Genomic DNA, 15864 nt, shown 5'->3' on the forward strand with positions numbered 1-15864 from the left:
AGTAAAATGTCCTTTATTTTTGTAAACCTATTATCTGTTGTAGAATTCAACGATTAATTGTTCATTAATATCGAATAAGAATTCGTTTCTCTCTGGTAGTCTTGAGAATGTTCCAACACCATTAGCATCTAATGCAACATAGTCAACATGTGCGAATTGAGCTTCTAAAGCTTCTTTAACGATTGTTAAGTTCTTGCTCTTTTCTTTCAATTGTACTGTTTGTCCTGGTGCTAATCTGTATGATGGAATATCAACTTTCTTTCCATCAACTAAGATATGACCATGGTTCACTAATTGTCTAGCTTGAGCACGAGTCTTTGTAAAACCTAAACGATACACAACGTTATCTAATCTAGATTCTAAAAGTTTTAAGAAGTTCTCACCTTGTTTACCTTGCATCTTTGCAGATTCAAGGAAAGTTTTCTTAAATTGTTTTTCACTTACTCCATAAACAAAACGTACTTTTTGTTTTTCTTGTAACTGAATGCCGTAGTTAGATAATTTGGAACGTCTTTGACCGTGTTGTCCAGGTGCATAAGGTCTTTTCTTTAATTCTTTACCTGTTTCAGATATTGAATAACCTAAGCGTCTAGAAACTTTCCAAGTTGATCCTGTAAAACGTGACATAGAATTTACCTCCTTTTTATTTTTGGGTAAACACACCATCATAAATCTATATAATCCGCAAATTCCTTTTCACTTTCTAGCAGAAGAAAATTACTTAGTGCATCCATATAATGAAGGGATATTTATAAACCTATTTTTGGCCTGCTTTTGACCGCTTACTTATTTTATATTAAACCCTTACTAAAGTCAATATAATTTTCAATTAATAGACCGAATTGTTGTAAAAAGTCGACGAGATCTTTATCAAATCTATTTTCAACCGGACTATCTAAATCTAGTATCGCCCAAATAGCACCGTTATGTCTAATTGGGATGACAGTTTCCGACATAGAGATTGGATCACAAGTGATATGATTTTCAATTTCATGCACATTTTTAACAACAATAACTTCATTTTTAGAATAACTTGTACCTACTACCCCTTTACCAGGCATGATTAAATTACATGCAACTTTACCTTGGAAAGGTCCAAGCGTTAAAATACCATTTTTATACATATAAAAGCCAACCCAATTTAAATCAGGGATAGCATCATTTAAGAATGCGGATGCATTACTTAAAATTGAAAGATTTGTTGGTTCGGTTGAAAGTAAGCCTTCAGCACTTTCTAACAATACTTTATAATCCATTTTTAAAACACCTCTTCTTGTCTATAATATGAAATATTATATCAGTTTTTATGTTAAGTGAAACAAATATCCAAATTATGACATAATATTTATCTACTTTAGATGATATAATAATACATGGTGATATTATGGAAAAGGCAATTTTAATTCGCTTTGGTGATTTAGTACTAAAAGGTAAGAACAAACCTAAATTCATCGGCCAGATTAAAAAAAATATAAGAAGTAAGTTAAAAAACGTAAATGTAGAGTATACTTTCCAACATGATCGTATATATGTTCATTTTAATGAAGTAGATAGTGATGAAGTGATTAAACAACTAGGATATGTATCCGGTATACACTCATTTAGTTACATCTACAAAACAACAAAAGATATTGAATCTATTGCACAGCTTGCAAAAGAAGTGATTCAAAAGGAAGTTAAGCTTCCTACAACATTTAAAATAGAGACGAAGAGAACGGATAAAAACTATCCACTAAAATCTTTAGAAATCTCACAAAAAGTGGCATCACTCGTACTTCCATCATTTGACGGAATAAAAGTAGAAGTGAAAAACCCTGAAACAGTTTTAGATATTGAGCTTAGAAGCGAAGGTACTTATATCTATGTGGGTAAAATACCTGCACTCGGTGGTTTTCCAATAGGTTTAGGTGGTAAAGGTTTAGTGATGTTATCCGGTGGTATTGATTCTCCGGTGGCTGCACATCTTATGATGAAGCAAGGCATTGATGTGGAGTTATTCCACTTTGAATCCACACCACTTACACCATTAGAATCTGTTCAAAAGGTTATAGAAATCGCTAAAAAATTAGCATACTATACACCATATAATAAGATTAAACTACATCTTGTACCGTTTACTAAAATACATGAAGCGATACTAAGTTATGTAGCAGATCCGTATATTATTACGATCATGCGTCGTATGTTCTACAGATTAGGTGAAAGCTATGCTAATCAACATGGTTTAGATACCTTAATTAATGGTGAATCCGTTGGTCAGGTAGCAAGTCAAACCTTAAGTAGTATTAAAGTAATAGAGAATGTTACATCAATACCTATTTTAAGACCAGTCATTACGTATGATAAAAATGACATCATAAACTTATCTAAAAAAATAGATACATATGATATATCTATTTTACCGTTTAATGATTGCTGCTCAATTTATGTACCAAGAAACCCGGTTACTAAACCAACCATTGACCAAGCATTGAAAGAAGAATCTAGATTTGAGTTTAAAGAACTCTTAGAAGATGCACTTAAGAATGTTCAAACAATGATTATTACCCCTACCACTGATTTTGAAATCGCATTACACGGCTTTGATGTGAAAGATGCATTAAGTTCATATACACAGGAGTAGTTTATTACATGATAGAATCTAAAGACAATAAGAAATTTAAATCTTGGATGAAGCTTAAAACTAAAAAATATAGAGATCAAATGGATCAATATATAGTTTATGGCCAAACCTTTGTTGATTTAGCACTCAAAAAAGGTGTTGTAGAAGAAATTGTTACAACAAACCAAAATATTGATGGGACCTTAATTAGTGAAGGGCTCATGAAAGAACTGAAAGTGACTGAAACATCGTACGATGTTTTTGCAGTATGCAAAAAGATTTCAACACCTATTGTTTCAAACCAAATCTTAGTCTTAGATGATGTTCAAAATCCGGATAATGTCGGTGCTATTTTAAGAAGTGCACTCGCGTTTAATTTTATGCATGTGGTGTTTTCAAATCACACTGCAGACTTATATAATGACAAAACAATTCGTGCATCTGGTGGTGCACTTTTTGACTTATATATTGAAAGACTGGATATTCATGAATTCCTCACGTTAAAAAAACAAGAAGGCTTTCAAATATTTGGTGCAGATGCACATAAATCAGAGTTAGAACCAGATAAAGAAAACCCATTTATTTTAGTATTAGGTAATGAAGGTCAAGGCTTAAGAAGTAAGACCATTGAACTTTTAGATGGTAGATTAAATATTGAAACACATCATGTTGAAAGTTTAAATGTCACAGTTGCAGGTTCCATACTTATGTATGAATGGAGTAAGAAGAGATGAAAGCTATTCTATCCACATTCCTAGATTATAAACAAGCTAGTTTAGAAACTCAGATAGACTTGTTTAATAAACTAAATTTATCTCACTATATGTTAAGACGTATAGATGGTAAAGCAATTTATGAGATGACTTTAGATGAGCTAGATTTAATATACCCTCAATTTGAAAAGATACGTGTTTTAGCAGTAGATCCACTCTTACCATCTTTTCATATGGATCAAATGGATGGATTGGATCCTTATAATCAGTTACTAGAAGAAACTGTCACACGTGTTAAAAAGTTTAATGCTTCATACTATGTATATACCATTCCAGTATTTGATGAAACCATAAATGACTATAAACAAATCGTTGAAGTGGTTACTGAACACATTAAAATCATTAGAAAACATAAACTCAAAGTGTTCATTAAGTTTAGTGATAAACACACACCTAAAATGTACAGATACATTTTGGATGCGCTTAGAAACAAACATGTTGAAATTATATTTGATTACACTTACCTTTATAAGATAAATGAAGCAGAAGTCACAGCATACCGTATCTTAAGAGATTATATTGGTATGCTCATCATGGAAGATATCGATAAAACTGGAGCAGGTCGTGTGATTGGTAGTGGTGAACATATACCGGTTGCTCAGATTGCTAAAAGATTTATTAAAAAATCATTTGAAGGTTACATCGTTTTAGATTCAAGTTTAGTAGAACTCCTAGGCACTACTAAAGAACAAGGTTGGTTCTCAAAACTTGTATCTAAAAAGACTAAACATGAATTAAAGATCTATAATGATTTCATAGAACGTTACACATCAACAGACACATATAGGGTTTTAGTTGTTCAAATGGCAGTACTCTCACTCATGTTTTTAAATAAAAAAATAGCACTAGGATAAGGAAGGGAATAAACATGTTAAATATCAAAAAATTAGATTTAAAATACCAAAATGGATTTAGTCTTGTAGCAGAAAAATTAGGTATAGAGCTTGGTGATAATGGACTTGTGGTACATGTGGTTTTAGCACCACACTTAAGTTTAGAAAAAACATCAACACACTTAAATATTCAAATCAGCTCACACAATGAACTTTATGTAGCTTTAAGAGTATTTAAAGAAAACGAAGATAAAGCAACATTTAAAATAGATTATCCGAAAAAGATCAAGAACTTAACGTTCATGTTAGATGCATCAAGAAATGCAGTTGCAACCACTGACACAGTGAAAGATTATTTATTAAACTTAGTCATCTTTGGTTATGATGCACTACAACTTTATACAGAAGATACATTTGAAATGGAAGGCGAACCTTTCTTTGGCTATATGCGTGGTGCGTATACCAAAGTAGAACTTCAAGAAATTGAAGAGTTTGCTGAAGAGTTAGGTATGGAGTTAGTACCTTGTATCCAAACACTAGCTCATTTAAATGCCATTACAAGATATCGTCAATATGGTCATTTATTTGATACCTTAGATATTTTATTAGTAGGTGAAGAAAAAACCTATGAGTTCATCGAAAAGATGATTCAAACAGTTGCAACGACCTTTAAATCTAAAAAGATCAACATTGGTATGGATGAGGCTTACATGTTAGGTCGTGGTAAATATCTAGATAAAAATGGTTATCAAAATAGATTTGAAATCATGGTAAAACATTTATCAAGAGTACTAGATATCTGTAAAAAATACGGACTAGAACCTATGATGTGGTCAGATATGTTTTTTGCTCAAGGTTGGGGAGATTACTACAACAAGGAAAAACAAATTCCTCAATCAACCATTGATCAAGTACCTAAAGAAGTTAGTTTAGTTTATTGGGACTATTATCATACGGATGTAGATCATTATGAAAAAATGATTGAAAAACACCAAGCATTTAACAACCCAATTTATTTTGCAGGTGGCGCATGGAAGTGGATTGGATTCACACCGGATAACCGTTTTAGTTTAGCAGCAAATAAAGCAAGTATGATTGCTTGTGCAAATAAGGGTGTAGATAATGTTATTATCACCTCGTGGGGCGATAATGGAGCAGAAGCATCACCGTTTTCTATCCTGCCATCACTAGCTTATAACGGTGTATTAAAATATGGACACCAAGAGATAGATGATGCATTTAAACATACATTTAAAGTGGTTACTAAAGTTGATTTTGATGCCTTCATGCTAATTGATAGTGCGAACCAACTAACCAATAACTTAGCACATAAATCAACAGCGAACAAGCACTTCTTGTATAATGATATTTTACTAGGACTACTAGATTCATCTACAGAAGCACACTATCCAAAAATCTATACAAAACATATTAATAAGATGAAAAAACAAATGGATAACTATGGTGAATATAGATATATATTTGAAACCCAATTTGCCCTACTAAAAGTATTAAAGAAAAAAGTATTACTAGGTGTTGAACTTAGAAGTGCATATCAACGAAAAGATAAAGATGGTTTATTAAAATCCTTACGCGATTTAAAACAAACCAAAAAACTTATTGTAGCGTTTAAAGAATCCTTTATGAAACAATGGTATTTAGAAAATAAAGCATTTGGTTATGAAATTCAAGATTTAAGAATTGGTGGTATTTTACAAAGAATAGATACAGCAATACTTAAATTAAACCAATATCTAAATGGTCAAATAACACGTATTGAAGAACTTGAAGTTGAAGTACTTGATTACTATGGTCATAAAGATGTGGTACAAAAATCACATAACATTGCAGAGTTTAGATATAAACCAGTTGTCTCTGTTGGTGTTACAGTTTAATTAGAAACGACTGATAAAATAAAAAGGCTTAGAACCCAACATATGAGTTCTAAGCCTTAAGTTTATTCAGCAATCGGTTCTGATTCATCATCAGATGTTTCAAATAATGGAAAAGCATTTGGTAGGTTAGGATATAATTTAGATGTAAACATAATACCATCTAAATGATCGTATTCGTGTTGGAAGACAATTGCAGGATAACCTTCTAAGGTTAACTCAATTGGTTTTGCTGTTAAGCTTTCAAAATCAAGATGATAACCTCTAACCATAATACCGTAGTATCTTGGTGTTAAACCACTTGTTGCACGGTCTACTGAAAGACATCCTTCTCCACCAGGTAGGTAGGTTTCCTCGTGAGTGTGACCAATAATTTCAGGATTGATCATGACGTAAGAATAAAGTGTACCGTCCATATCTTCTACATGCATCGCAAACATTCTTTTTAATTCATTAATTTGTGGTGCTGCTAGTCCAACAGATGGGCGAAGGCGATGTTTTTTAACCATTGCATCATCTTGACTATTTTTCACATATTCTATTAGAGATTTACCTAAATCTATATCTTTTTGAGATAATGGTAATAGGACGGGTTTTGATGGGGTAGTTAAACTAGGGTGTCCTTCCCTAATGATATGGTTCATTTTAATCATATGTATTCACCTCTAAGACATATTATATCATAAGGAGATTATGATGAGACTAGACAAATTCCTCTCTAACTTAAATTATGGGAGTAGAAAAGAAATTAAATTAATGGTTAAAAACGGGCTTGTTAAAGTAGGTAATTTAACCGTTAAATCATCCGATGTTAAAATTGACCCAAATTATGATAAAATATTCGTTAATGGCACTGAAGTCATTTATAAAGAAAATGTCATACTTTCCTTTTATAAACCTACAGGCTATTTATCAAGTCATAAAGCGGAAATATACCCTTCATTATTTGAACTGATCGGTGCACCTTATAATCAATATGATTTAAAGATTGCAGGTAGACTAGATTATGATTCTGAAGGATTAATGATTCTTACAACAAGTGGTGATTTGGTTCACCAAATCACACACCCTAAGAAAAAAATCAGGAAAATATATGAAGCTAAACTAGATAAGAACTTTAATGAAGCATCCAAGTTAAAACTACTTCAAGGTGTTGAAATTATGGGTGAAGATAGCATACCTTATATCGGTACAGCACTTGATTTAAATTATAAGGAAGATGTTGCATATATAACTATTGATGAAGGTAAATTTCATCAAGTTAAAAAGATGTTTTTAGAAGTTGGTTTTCTAGTTACTAATTTGAAAAGAATTCAAATTGCTGATCTGAAGCTTGATCTAGAACCGGGAACATATAAAGAAATCGAAAAAAATGATATATTTGGAAGGTAATACTATGGAAATAAAAAGATGTGCATATATAGTCGACTTTAAAGGTAAAGAAGTACCTAAAAGATTAAGTAAGATGGATGTGAATCTAACTTACATCTCTAAAAAATTTAATTACGCTATTGTATACCTTGATGAAGCTAAGGGTGAAAAACTTTTAGTCAATCATTTAAAGAATGTTAAAGGCTTTATGGGGGTATCTCCTTCACTATTTTATGATGAAAATGCCAATATATAACATTGTCAACCAAAACTACTTGACAGATGTTATTATTGTGTTAAAATAGTATGGAATTAAATTTAGATATAAGGAGAAAATAATATGGCAGTTAAATTACGTTTACAACGTTTTGGTAATCACAAACGTCCATTCTACAGAATTGTAGCAGCTGATGCAAAAGCACCAAGAGATGGAAAATTCTTAGAAATAGTTGGAACATATGAACCAATTAAAGGTGCTGTAGCAGTTGATAGCGAAAAAGTTCAAGCTTGGATGAGTAACGGTGCACAACCTACAGATACAGTAAAGAGTTTATTCAAAAAGTTTAATGTTTTAAACAAATAATTATAAAAGGGGGTCAAACATATGGCAGTAGATTTTGCTAAATTAATCAAACAAATAGTTACGCCATTAGTGGTTTCCCCAGATGATGTTTCTGTAAAAGTATTATCAGAAGATGATCAAATCGTTCATATACAACTACTTGTAAATGAACAAGATTTAGGTCGTGTAATTGGTAAGGGTGGAAAGATTGCAACAGCAATCCGTACCATCGTTTATGCAGGTGCATCTAAAGTTGGTAAACGTGTCCATTTAGACATCGATACGTATTAATCAATGTTGTATTCTATTGGTAAAGTGGTGCAAACCCACGGCATCAAGGGTGAAGTTAAAATTAAACCCCATACAGATTTTGATCGTTTTGTAAAAGATTTTGATGTTATCATTAAAGACACGAAATATAAAATTCAAACTGTTAGAGAGCAAAAGGATTTATTATTAGTCTCATTTGTAGGCTACCCAACTTTAACTGACGTGGAACACTTAAAACAACAAGAAATATATACGGATGAAGAGCCTCTTGATTTAGAATCAAATGCATTTCATCTGCCCAAATTAATTGGTCTTAAAGTATATGACCAACATAATTATTTGATTGGAACAGTCTTAGAATTGGTTGATGTACCACAAGGTTATCTCCTAAGAATTCTTAGAGATGATAACGGTAAAACAGTGCTTATACCGTTTATAGATAAATTCATTAAGTTAGTTGATGAAACATCTATTCACATTGAAACGATAGAAGGTTTAATATGATTATTGATATTATTACAATCTTCCCAAACTTCTTTGATCAATTTTTAACAACATCTAAAATCAAGCATGCAATCGAAGATAAGCGTGTGGAAATTAATATCCATGACTTAAGATTGTATACCGATTTAAAAGGTGGAAAAATTGATGACACACCTTATGGTGGTGGTGCGGGTATGTTAATGATCTATCCACCTTTTCATAAACTTATTAATAAATTAAAAACTAAAGATACGTATACAGTTTTATTATCACCACAAGGGAATGTCTTCAATCAACAAGTAGCAACCAAGTGGCGTGATGAAATTAAACACTTGATTTTAATTTGTGGGCATTATGAAGGTATTGATGATCGTATTCAAAACTTAATCGATGAAGAAATAAGTATTGGTGATTATGTATTAACTGGCGGTGAGATACCTGCAATGGTCATTACAGACAGTATTACAAGGTTGATTCCTGGTGTGATTAATGAAGCATCTTATATGGAAGATACCCATCAACAAGGGTTACTTAAATACCCACAATATACTAAACCTGATGAATATTTAGGCATGAGCGTACCGGATATATTAAAGTCTGGACATCATGAACATATTAGATTATGGCGCTTAGAGAAGAGTTTAGAGAAAACATATCTCAAAAGACCTGATTTATTAGTGAATAGAGATCTTACTAAGGAAGAAAGTAAGATATTAAGTAAAATAAAAAAAAATCTTGAATCCCAATAGGGTTTCATGTATAATTTAAAAAGCACGCTGGTCCGCTGAGTTTTATCTACTCAAGAACAGACGTAGAATAAGGAGAATCGTTATATGGCAAAACTAAAAGGTCAAGCGTTAATCGCTGAAATCACAAAAAAGCACTTAATTGAACGTCCAAGTTTTAATGCAGGAGACACTGTTGGTGTTTACGTTAAAATTAAAGAAGGCGCGAAAGAAAGAATCCAGTTATTTGAAGGTTTAGTAATTAAACGTCAAGGCGCTGGCATTGGTGAAACATTTACAGTACGTAAATTATCAAGCGGTATTGGTGTTGAAAGAACATTCCCAATACATGCACCTGCAGTAGACCGTATTGAAGTCATTCGTTACGGTGTCGTACGTAGAGCTAAATTAAATTACATCCGTACTTTAAGTAAAAAAGCTTCACGTATTAAAGAAAGAAAACAAAAGTAATTTGTTTATTGTAAAGCACTCAAGTCTAATACTTGAGTGCTTTTCTTTTTATAAATACAAATTTTATGTATAATATGTTCGGTTTATGAAAGTTTTTACATTTTGTTACATTACATATTGTAAGTGCTTACAATTTATGATATAATTTCTAGTATTAAAGGAGTGATATCTATGAGTAATGCAACAATTTATGACGTTGCTGGGGCTGCAGGTGTTTCATTAGCAACAGTTTCCAGAGTTTTAAATTCACCAGAGAAGGTTAAAGAAGAAACGCGTTTACGTGTTTTAAAAGTAATTAAAGAGTTAGGTTATAGACCAAACGTTATCGCTAGAGGTCTAGCAAGTAGAAAAACAACAACTGTCGGTGTTGTCATTTCAGATATTACTAGAGCATCTGTTTCTGAAATGTTAGGTGGTATTGCTGATATTGCTGAAAAGTATAAATATTCTATTAAACTTTTTACAATGCATGATGAGGCTGATGTATTAGATACCTTACAAAATATTGTTGCAGAACAAGTGGATGGTATTCTTTATTTAAATGATGAACTAAGCGATAAAGACGTTGAATTAATCAAACGTATGTTTAATGAAAACAAAATTCCTTATGTGTTTGCTAATGTTGCAACATCAGATCCAATTGTACCTACAGTTTCTATTGACTATGTTAAAGCAGGTTATGAAATTACTAAGAAACTCATTGAAAAAGGCTGTAAGGATATTTACTTACTATCAACAGCTAGAAGATATAGCGTAAATGATAAAAAAGAAGAAGGTTATACTAAAGCTATGGTTGAAGCTAAACTTGAACCAATGATTTTTAGAACCAGTGGAGATACATCCATTAATAAACCTCACTTTGAAACATTCTTTGCAGATATTAATGTAGATGGCGCAATCGCAGTTAGAGACTCTATTGCAGTATCGTTTTTAAATACAGCAATCAATAACGGTAAAAAAGTACCAGAGAACTTAAAGATTGCTGGATTCCAAAATACGAAGTATGCAGCATTATCAAGACCTGAACTAACATCTATTGATATTCCAGTCTATGATATTGGTGCTGTATCTATGAGATTATTAACCAAGTTAATGCAATCTCATGATGTTGAAAACACAAGAATCATCCTACCTCACAGAATTATTAACAGAGAATCAATTTAATCAATCGATGATTTAGACTAAAGTAGTATATATCAACTTACAAAAAGAGATCTAGTACATGGTGGAAGACTAGAAGTTAATGATATAAATGAATTACAACTAATGAGATTACTTATAATAATGAGTGCACAGCAATGTGAACTAAGGTGGTACCACGATTTAATGCGTCCTTAGGTTGATTTTTCAACCTAGGGACTTATTTTTTTAACAAATTATGATAAGATATGAAAGTATAAAGAAGGATAGTGAATAAAATGGACTTATTTAAACAACTAGAATATAGAGGCATGGTCAAAGATGTAAGTGATCTTGAACTTGCTAAACAATTATTAAATGAACAAAAAATTAAATTTTATGTGGGTTATGACCCAACAGGTGAATCTTTAACAGTAGGGCACTTAGTTCAAATTGTACGTATGTTGTATCTACAAAAACATGGACATACACCGGTTGTATTAATTGGTGGTGGTACAGGTTTAATTGGAGATCCAAGAGAAACAAGTGAACGTTCTTTATTAACACTTGAAAAATCACTTGAAAATGCTAAGAAAATTGAAAATCAAATTAGAGGACTTATTAAAGGTAATGTAGAGTTTGTAAATAACTACGAATGGTTATCTAAAATTAATTTGATTAGTTTTTTAAGAGATTATGGCAAACATTTTAGTGTATCTTATATGTTACATAAAGATACTGTTCAAAAAAGATTAGAATCAGGTATTTCTTATACAGAGTTTTCTTATATGATTTTACAGTCTATTGACTGGCTAAATCTATACCAAAACCGTGATGTTAAAATTCAATTTGGTGGATCAGACCAATGGGGTAACTTAACATCTGGATTAGAACTGATTCGCCGTGTATTAGGTAAAAATGATGCAGTTGGTTTATCTAGCCCACTGTTATTAAAAGCTGATGGTACAAAATTTGGTAAATCAGAATCTGGTGCGTTATGGCTAGATAAAGAACTCACATCACCTTATGAATTATACCAATACTTTTTAAATAGTAGTGATACGGATATTGAACAATTCTTAAAACTTCTTACTTTAATTGAACAAGATGAAATTGAAACTATTTTAGAAACACACCGTGAAAAACCAGAACTACGTCATGCTCAAAAAGTACTAGCTAAAGCGGTTGTAGAATTAGTACATGGTAAAGAAGAGTTAGAAACTGCACTTCAAGTAACAGATGCATTATTTAGTGGCGAGTTTGATGGTTTAACAAAATCAGCTTATAAAACACTAGAAAGTGTTATTAATGTGGTGCATTTTAATGGTGAAAACTTAATTGAACTTGTTGTAAAATCAGGACTTGCATCCTCTAATAGAGAAGCAAGAGAATTTATTTCAAATGGAGCAATTAGTATCCAAGGTGAAAAGATAACAGATTCCATGTATAATGTAGTAGAAACATCAAAAGCATTTGATTCTTATGCAATCATTAGAAGAGGAAAGAAAAAATACGCACTCATCGTATTTTAAATATAGCGATGGATATAATATTATATAACCCATTATCAAATAAAGGCAAAAATATAAAAATTGCAGAAAAACTTCATAAAAAAGCTACCAAAGAACAAAGGGAATCTAAAATTGTTAACCTAATTGAGATCAAGGATGTTCAAGCGTTTTTAAATGGTTATAATGCAGATGACCGTATGATCTTAATTGGTGGGGACGGCACTTTAAATCGTGTTGTAAACCAAATTAAAGATATCGTCATAAAGCCTCAGATCTATATGTATAAAGCAGGTACGGGTAATGATTTTATGCGCAGCATTAAATCAAAGAAAAACTTAGTGGATATCAAACCACATATCCAAAATTTACCGATTTTAAAGGTAAATGGTAAAGAAGAATTGTTCCTAAACGGTGCTGGTGTTGGCCTTGATGGTCTTGTTTGTTACAACGTAAATACATCTAAGGAATCCAAAAATAAATCAAACTATTTTAAAAATGCCTTTAAATCATTTATGTCATATAAACCAGTATCGGTCTTAATTGATGTTGATGGTAAGGTGTGGGAAGAAAATAAGGTTTGGTTTGTTACAGCGATGAATGCCCCATATTTTGGAGGAGGTATGAAACTTGCACCTAATAAACTGCGAAAATTAGATCATTTAGAATTGGTAGTCATAAAAAAGGTACCTAGATGGTTGATTTTTATGATATTTCCAACTATCTATTTAGGATGGCATAAAATATTTAGAAGTTTTGTAAGATTTTACAAAGGACAACACATCAAAGTAACGATGTTAACAGATAGCTATCTTCAAAGAGATGGTGAACATGAATATCCTGTAAGAGAATTTGAAGTATTTAAAAATAAATAGAATATAGAAAAATAAGTCTAGATTGAATACCATTTCAGTCTAGATTTTTTTCAAATATACCTAAGGTTTTAATTAAAATATCTGAAATGCTTTCGGATAATCATAAAAACATGGTTTATACTATCTATGCTAATGAAGTTGCAGCTATTATTCCGACCAGTGACTTTAATAAAGCATATGAAATTGGTTTAAACCTACTAAATAAGATGGCCGATTCTATCGCTATCGATAGATACCAAATTGGCATACTACTCAATGGGAGTATCGTCCAATATCCACTCCATATAAAAGATTCCAATGATGCTATAAAAAATTCAGCCATGATATTAGATCAAACGATAAATGACTTTGGTCTCCATGAATATAATGATGAAATGGAAAGAAAAAGTAGACTACAGGGTGAACTGGTTTCTGAGTTACTACATGCTATAAAAGAGAATGAATTTCACTTGGTCTATCAACCTAAAATTTCTTTAGATGGCAGCGAGCAATTAAGTGTTGAAGCGCTACTTAGATGGCATCACCCGTATAAAGGTACGATTAGCCCTATGGTATTCATACCAGTTGCAGAAGAATCGGGTCTTATCAATGAAATAACTAAGACTGTGATTAGAAACGTTATTGAGCAGACCTTATTATGGAAAGAAAAGGGTCTTGATGTTAAAACATCTATCAACATCTCTCATCGCGACTTTAATCATAAAGATTTTTTGACATACATCCAAAAATCAATGGCTGAATGCCAAATAGATCCTTCGTTCATTGAGTTTGAGATTACTGAAAGAGGTGTACTTGAACGTAATGATAATATAATAAAATTATTTACTAATTTAAGAGATATGGGAATTAAAATATCAATTGATGACTTTGGCACAGGGTATAATTCACTTATCCACTTAGTACAAGTACCAATGGATTATCTAAAAGTTGATAGATCCTTTATCATCAATATTACAAAACCTAAGTATCAAAAGAGGATTCAAAGATTAATTAGTTTAGCACACGATCTAGATATTAAAGTAATTGCTGAAGGTGTTGAAACCAAAGAACAACTCGATTTCCTTAAAGACATGAATTGTGATATTGTACAAGGTTATTACTTATCTAAACCGTTAGAAGCAGATGCTCTTGAGGCATTTTACAAAAATAGGGTATAAAAAAAGTGATGATATCATCACTTTTTTCTTTTTAAGCCCATTTTCGAGAGGATTTTCGAAAGTTTTCTTTGAGCATACATGGAAGCTTTTTGAGCACCCGCATCTAATATATCGTCTAAGGTATTTGAAGCTATTAAAGTTTTATAATTTTCTTGAATTTGACCAATATGTTCGGCAACAATTTCAGCCAAGTCAGCCTTAAATCCAGCGTAGGATGTTTCATATTTGTATTTAGATTCAATGTCTTTAATATCTAAATTTGTAATTGCAGAGTAAATTGTAAGTAAGTTTGAGATACCTGGCTTATTGACTTCATCAAAATATATTTTAGTATCTGAATCTGTTACAGCAGACTTAATCTTATTTTTAATTTGATTTAAGTTATCTTCTAATAAAATATAAGACTTTTGAGATAAGCCTTCAGACTTACTCATTTTTTTAGTAGGTTCTTGAAGGTCTTTAATCTTAGCGCCCACTTTAGTTACATAGCCCTCAGGAACCACAAATGTGTCTCCATACATATGATTAAATCTTTGAGCTAAAGTTCTTGTAAGTTCTAAGTGCTGAGTTTGGTCTTCTCCAACTGGTACGATACTTGCATCGTATAATAGTATATCTGCAGCCATAAGTGCTGGATAAGTTAAAAGAGAAGTACGAACGCCTTCAGTTTGTGAGGTACGCTTTTCTTTAAACTGAATCATACGCTCCATTTCACCAATGTAAGCAGTAGACTCCATAATATATGAAAGCATTGCATGTTCCATCACCTCAGATTGAACAAATAAATTCACTCTGTTTGGATCTAGTCCACATGCGATATAGTATGCTGCAATATCGCGTACTCTCTTTTTTAATAATTGCTTATCTTGTGGTGTTGTTATTGCATGTAAGTCAGCAATAAAAATAAAGAATTCTGTTTCTGGTAATTCATTTTGTAGTTTAACAAATTGTTTGATTGCTCCAATGTAGTTACCAAGTGTTAACTCACCGGTTGGTTTAATGCCTGATACAAGTCTTTTCATTAAATGATTCCTTTCTGTAAATAAAAATTCGTCCTTAAAAGTATAATAACTTCTAAGGACGAAATATAATTTCGCGGTACCACCTTAGTTCTAGATAAAAATCTAGCACTTATATGTAGTTGTATAAGCTCCAAGGTCCATTCACGACTAAGTTTTTCCTATATTTCACCAGGCTATAGGTCTCTAAATAAAAAGTTAGTA

General features: G+C 31.8%; 19 protein-coding genes and 1 other annotated feature (1 of these 20 cut by a window edge). Of the genes, 15 read left to right on the forward strand and 4 right to left on the reverse strand.

The features are described 5' to 3' along the window. Positions 1-30 precede the first annotated feature (30 nt). Together rpsD and IY230_RS04995 are read right to left on the reverse strand one after the other, a co-directional pair. Positions 31-627 (reverse strand): 30S ribosomal protein S4, encoded by a 597-nt coding sequence (gene rpsD / locus IY230_RS04990; RefSeq protein WP_012243130.1) that lies wholly within the window; start codon positions 625-627, stop codon positions 31-33. Positions 628-791: 164 nt separating this feature from the next. Next, positions 792-1256 carry a GAF domain-containing protein gene (locus IY230_RS04995; RefSeq protein WP_012243129.1) on the reverse strand — a complete coding sequence of 155 codons (465 nt, stop codon included), beginning with the start codon at positions 1254-1256 and terminating at the stop codon, positions 792-794. Between the two features lie 128 nt (positions 1257-1384). On the opposite strand from IY230_RS04995, the gene thiI reads away from it, so the two are divergent. From thiI to IY230_RS05015, 4 genes are read left to right on the forward strand one after another with little or no spacing between them, the layout of a single operon-like run. Then, complete coding sequence (gene thiI / locus IY230_RS05000) at positions 1385-2623, forward strand: tRNA uracil 4-sulfurtransferase ThiI (RefSeq protein WP_230852604.1); 1239 nt, start codon at positions 1385-1387, stop codon at positions 2621-2623. An 8-nt stretch (positions 2624-2631) separates the two neighbouring features. After that, positions 2632-3336: a TrmH family RNA methyltransferase gene (locus IY230_RS05005; protein WP_196370335.1), complete on the forward strand. Its 705-nt coding sequence runs from the start codon at positions 2632-2634 to the stop codon at positions 3334-3336. Further along, a complete protein-coding gene (locus IY230_RS05010) occupies positions 3333-4229 on the forward strand; it encodes a hypothetical protein (RefSeq protein WP_196370337.1) in 897 nt (298 codons plus the stop codon). Before IY230_RS05005 ends, IY230_RS05010 begins: the two co-directional genes overlap by 4 nt. 14 nt (positions 4230-4243) lie before the next feature. Continuing rightward, positions 4244-6103 carry a beta-N-acetylhexosaminidase gene (locus tag IY230_RS05015; protein WP_196370339.1) on the forward strand — a complete coding sequence of 620 codons (1860 nt, stop codon included), beginning with the start codon at positions 4244-4246 and terminating at the stop codon, positions 6101-6103. 62 nt (positions 6104-6165) lie between these two features. Here IY230_RS05015 and def read toward each other — a convergent pair whose 3' ends face one another. Continuing rightward, complete coding sequence (gene def, locus IY230_RS05020; RefSeq protein WP_230852605.1) at positions 6166-6753, reverse strand: peptide deformylase; 588 nt, start codon at positions 6751-6753, stop codon at positions 6166-6168. A 43-nt stretch (positions 6754-6796) separates the two neighbouring features. Here def and IY230_RS05025 point away from each other — a divergent pair, with 43 nt between their 5' ends. The 11 genes from IY230_RS05025 (at position 6797) to IY230_RS05075 (ending at position 14641) form a co-directional block, all read left to right on the forward strand. Further along, a complete protein-coding gene (locus IY230_RS05025) occupies positions 6797-7492 on the forward strand; it encodes a pseudouridine synthase (RefSeq protein WP_196370341.1) in 696 nt (231 codons plus the stop codon). A 4-nt stretch (positions 7493-7496) separates the two neighbouring features. Beyond that, positions 7497-7727, forward strand: coding sequence for a hypothetical protein (locus IY230_RS05030; protein WP_196370343.1), 231 nt, complete (start codon positions 7497-7499; stop codon positions 7725-7727). A gap of 84 nt (positions 7728-7811) precedes the next feature. Continuing rightward, positions 7812-8054: a 30S ribosomal protein S16 gene (rpsP, locus tag IY230_RS05035; protein ID WP_196370345.1), complete on the forward strand. Its 243-nt coding sequence runs from the start codon at positions 7812-7814 to the stop codon at positions 8052-8054. A gap of 21 nt (positions 8055-8075) precedes the next feature. After that, positions 8076-8324: a KH domain-containing protein gene (locus tag IY230_RS05040; protein WP_064211941.1), complete on the forward strand. Its 249-nt coding sequence runs from the start codon at positions 8076-8078 to the stop codon at positions 8322-8324. Positions 8325-8327: 3 nt separating this feature from the next. Further along, positions 8328-8807 (forward strand): ribosome maturation factor RimM, encoded by a 480-nt coding sequence (gene rimM / locus IY230_RS05045; RefSeq protein ID WP_196370347.1) that lies wholly within the window; start codon positions 8328-8330, stop codon positions 8805-8807. Further along, positions 8804-9535, forward strand: coding sequence for a tRNA (guanosine(37)-N1)-methyltransferase TrmD (gene trmD, locus IY230_RS05050; RefSeq protein ID WP_069580593.1), 732 nt, complete (start codon positions 8804-8806; stop codon positions 9533-9535). The genes rimM and trmD overlap by 4 nt, the downstream gene beginning before the upstream one ends. A gap of 84 nt (positions 9536-9619) precedes the next feature. After that, positions 9620-9982, forward strand: coding sequence for a 50S ribosomal protein L19 (gene rplS, locus IY230_RS05055; protein WP_196370349.1), 363 nt, complete (start codon positions 9620-9622; stop codon positions 9980-9982). Between the two features lie 171 nt (positions 9983-10153). Beyond that, positions 10154-11146, forward strand: a complete 993-nt coding sequence (locus IY230_RS05060) for a LacI family DNA-binding transcriptional regulator (protein ID WP_069580592.1) — start codon at positions 10154-10156, stop codon at positions 11144-11146. A 254-nt stretch (positions 11147-11400) separates the two neighbouring features. After that, on the forward strand, positions 11401-12633 hold the full coding sequence (gene tyrS / locus IY230_RS05065; RefSeq protein WP_196370351.1) for a tyrosine--tRNA ligase: 1233 nt from the start codon (positions 11401-11403) through the stop codon (positions 12631-12633). Between the two features lie 8 nt (positions 12634-12641). Continuing rightward, positions 12642-13484 carry a diacylglycerol/lipid kinase family protein gene (locus tag IY230_RS05070; protein ID WP_196370353.1) on the forward strand — a complete coding sequence of 281 codons (843 nt, stop codon included), beginning with the start codon at positions 12642-12644 and terminating at the stop codon, positions 13482-13484. A gap of 110 nt (positions 13485-13594) precedes the next feature. Further along, positions 13595-14641, forward strand: a complete 1047-nt coding sequence (locus IY230_RS05075) for a putative bifunctional diguanylate cyclase/phosphodiesterase (protein WP_196370355.1) — start codon at positions 13595-13597, stop codon at positions 14639-14641. A 17-nt stretch (positions 14642-14658) separates the two neighbouring features. Here IY230_RS05075 and trpS read toward each other — a convergent pair whose 3' ends face one another. After that, the gene (gene trpS / locus IY230_RS05080; protein ID WP_196370357.1) at positions 14659-15663 is read right to left on the reverse strand and encodes a tryptophan--tRNA ligase; all 1005 of its coding nucleotides are present in this window, start codon (positions 15661-15663) and stop codon (positions 14659-14661) included. Between the two features lie 51 nt (positions 15664-15714). Continuing rightward, positions 15715-15864: a binding site (T-box leader), on the reverse strand; it runs 27 nt beyond the window's last position.

Source organism: Acholeplasma laidlawii (genome assembly GCF_015709225.1).
Taxonomy (GTDB): Bacteria; Bacillota_I; Bacilli_A; order Acholeplasmatales; family Acholeplasmataceae; genus Acholeplasma; species Acholeplasma laidlawii_A.

Excerpts from the sequence above, each read along its gene's own strand:
- rpsD (WP_012243130.1), bottom strand. The coding sequence starts at position 627 with ATGTCACGTTTTACAGGATCAACTTGGAAAGTTTCTAGACGCTTAGGT.
- IY230_RS04995 (WP_012243129.1), bottom strand. The coding sequence starts at position 1,256 with ATGGATTATAAAGTATTGTTAGAAAGTGCTGAAGGCTTACTTTCAACC.
- thiI (WP_230852604.1), top strand. The coding sequence starts at position 1,385 with ATGGAAAAGGCAATTTTAATTCGCTTTGGTGATTTAGTACTAAAAGGT.
- IY230_RS05005 (WP_196370335.1), top strand. The coding sequence starts at position 2,632 with ATGATAGAATCTAAAGACAATAAGAAATTTAAATCTTGGATGAAGCTT.
- IY230_RS05010 (WP_196370337.1), top strand. The coding sequence starts at position 3,333 with ATGAAAGCTATTCTATCCACATTCCTAGATTATAAACAAGCTAGTTTA.
- IY230_RS05015 (WP_196370339.1), top strand. The coding sequence starts at position 4,244 with ATGTTAAATATCAAAAAATTAGATTTAAAATACCAAAATGGATTTAGT.
- def (WP_230852605.1), bottom strand. The coding sequence starts at position 6,753 with ATGATTAAAATGAACCATATCATTAGGGAAGGACACCCTAGTTTAACT.
- IY230_RS05025 (WP_196370341.1), top strand. The coding sequence starts at position 6,797 with ATGAGACTAGACAAATTCCTCTCTAACTTAAATTATGGGAGTAGAAAA.
- IY230_RS05030 (WP_196370343.1), top strand. The coding sequence starts at position 7,497 with ATGGAAATAAAAAGATGTGCATATATAGTCGACTTTAAAGGTAAAGAA.
- rpsP (WP_196370345.1), top strand. The coding sequence starts at position 7,812 with ATGGCAGTTAAATTACGTTTACAACGTTTTGGTAATCACAAACGTCCA.
- IY230_RS05040 (WP_064211941.1), top strand. The coding sequence starts at position 8,076 with ATGGCAGTAGATTTTGCTAAATTAATCAAACAAATAGTTACGCCATTA.
- rimM (WP_196370347.1), top strand. The coding sequence starts at position 8,328 with ATGTTGTATTCTATTGGTAAAGTGGTGCAAACCCACGGCATCAAGGGT.
- trmD (WP_069580593.1), top strand. The coding sequence starts at position 8,804 with ATGATTATTGATATTATTACAATCTTCCCAAACTTCTTTGATCAATTT.
- rplS (WP_196370349.1), top strand. The coding sequence starts at position 9,620 with ATGGCAAAACTAAAAGGTCAAGCGTTAATCGCTGAAATCACAAAAAAG.
- IY230_RS05060 (WP_069580592.1), top strand. The coding sequence starts at position 10,154 with ATGAGTAATGCAACAATTTATGACGTTGCTGGGGCTGCAGGTGTTTCA.
- tyrS (WP_196370351.1), top strand. The coding sequence starts at position 11,401 with ATGGACTTATTTAAACAACTAGAATATAGAGGCATGGTCAAAGATGTA.
- IY230_RS05070 (WP_196370353.1), top strand. The coding sequence starts at position 12,642 with ATGGATATAATATTATATAACCCATTATCAAATAAAGGCAAAAATATA.
- IY230_RS05075 (WP_196370355.1), top strand. The coding sequence starts at position 13,595 with ATGGTTTATACTATCTATGCTAATGAAGTTGCAGCTATTATTCCGACC.
- trpS (WP_196370357.1), bottom strand. The coding sequence starts at position 15,663 with ATGAAAAGACTTGTATCAGGCATTAAACCAACCGGTGAGTTAACACTT.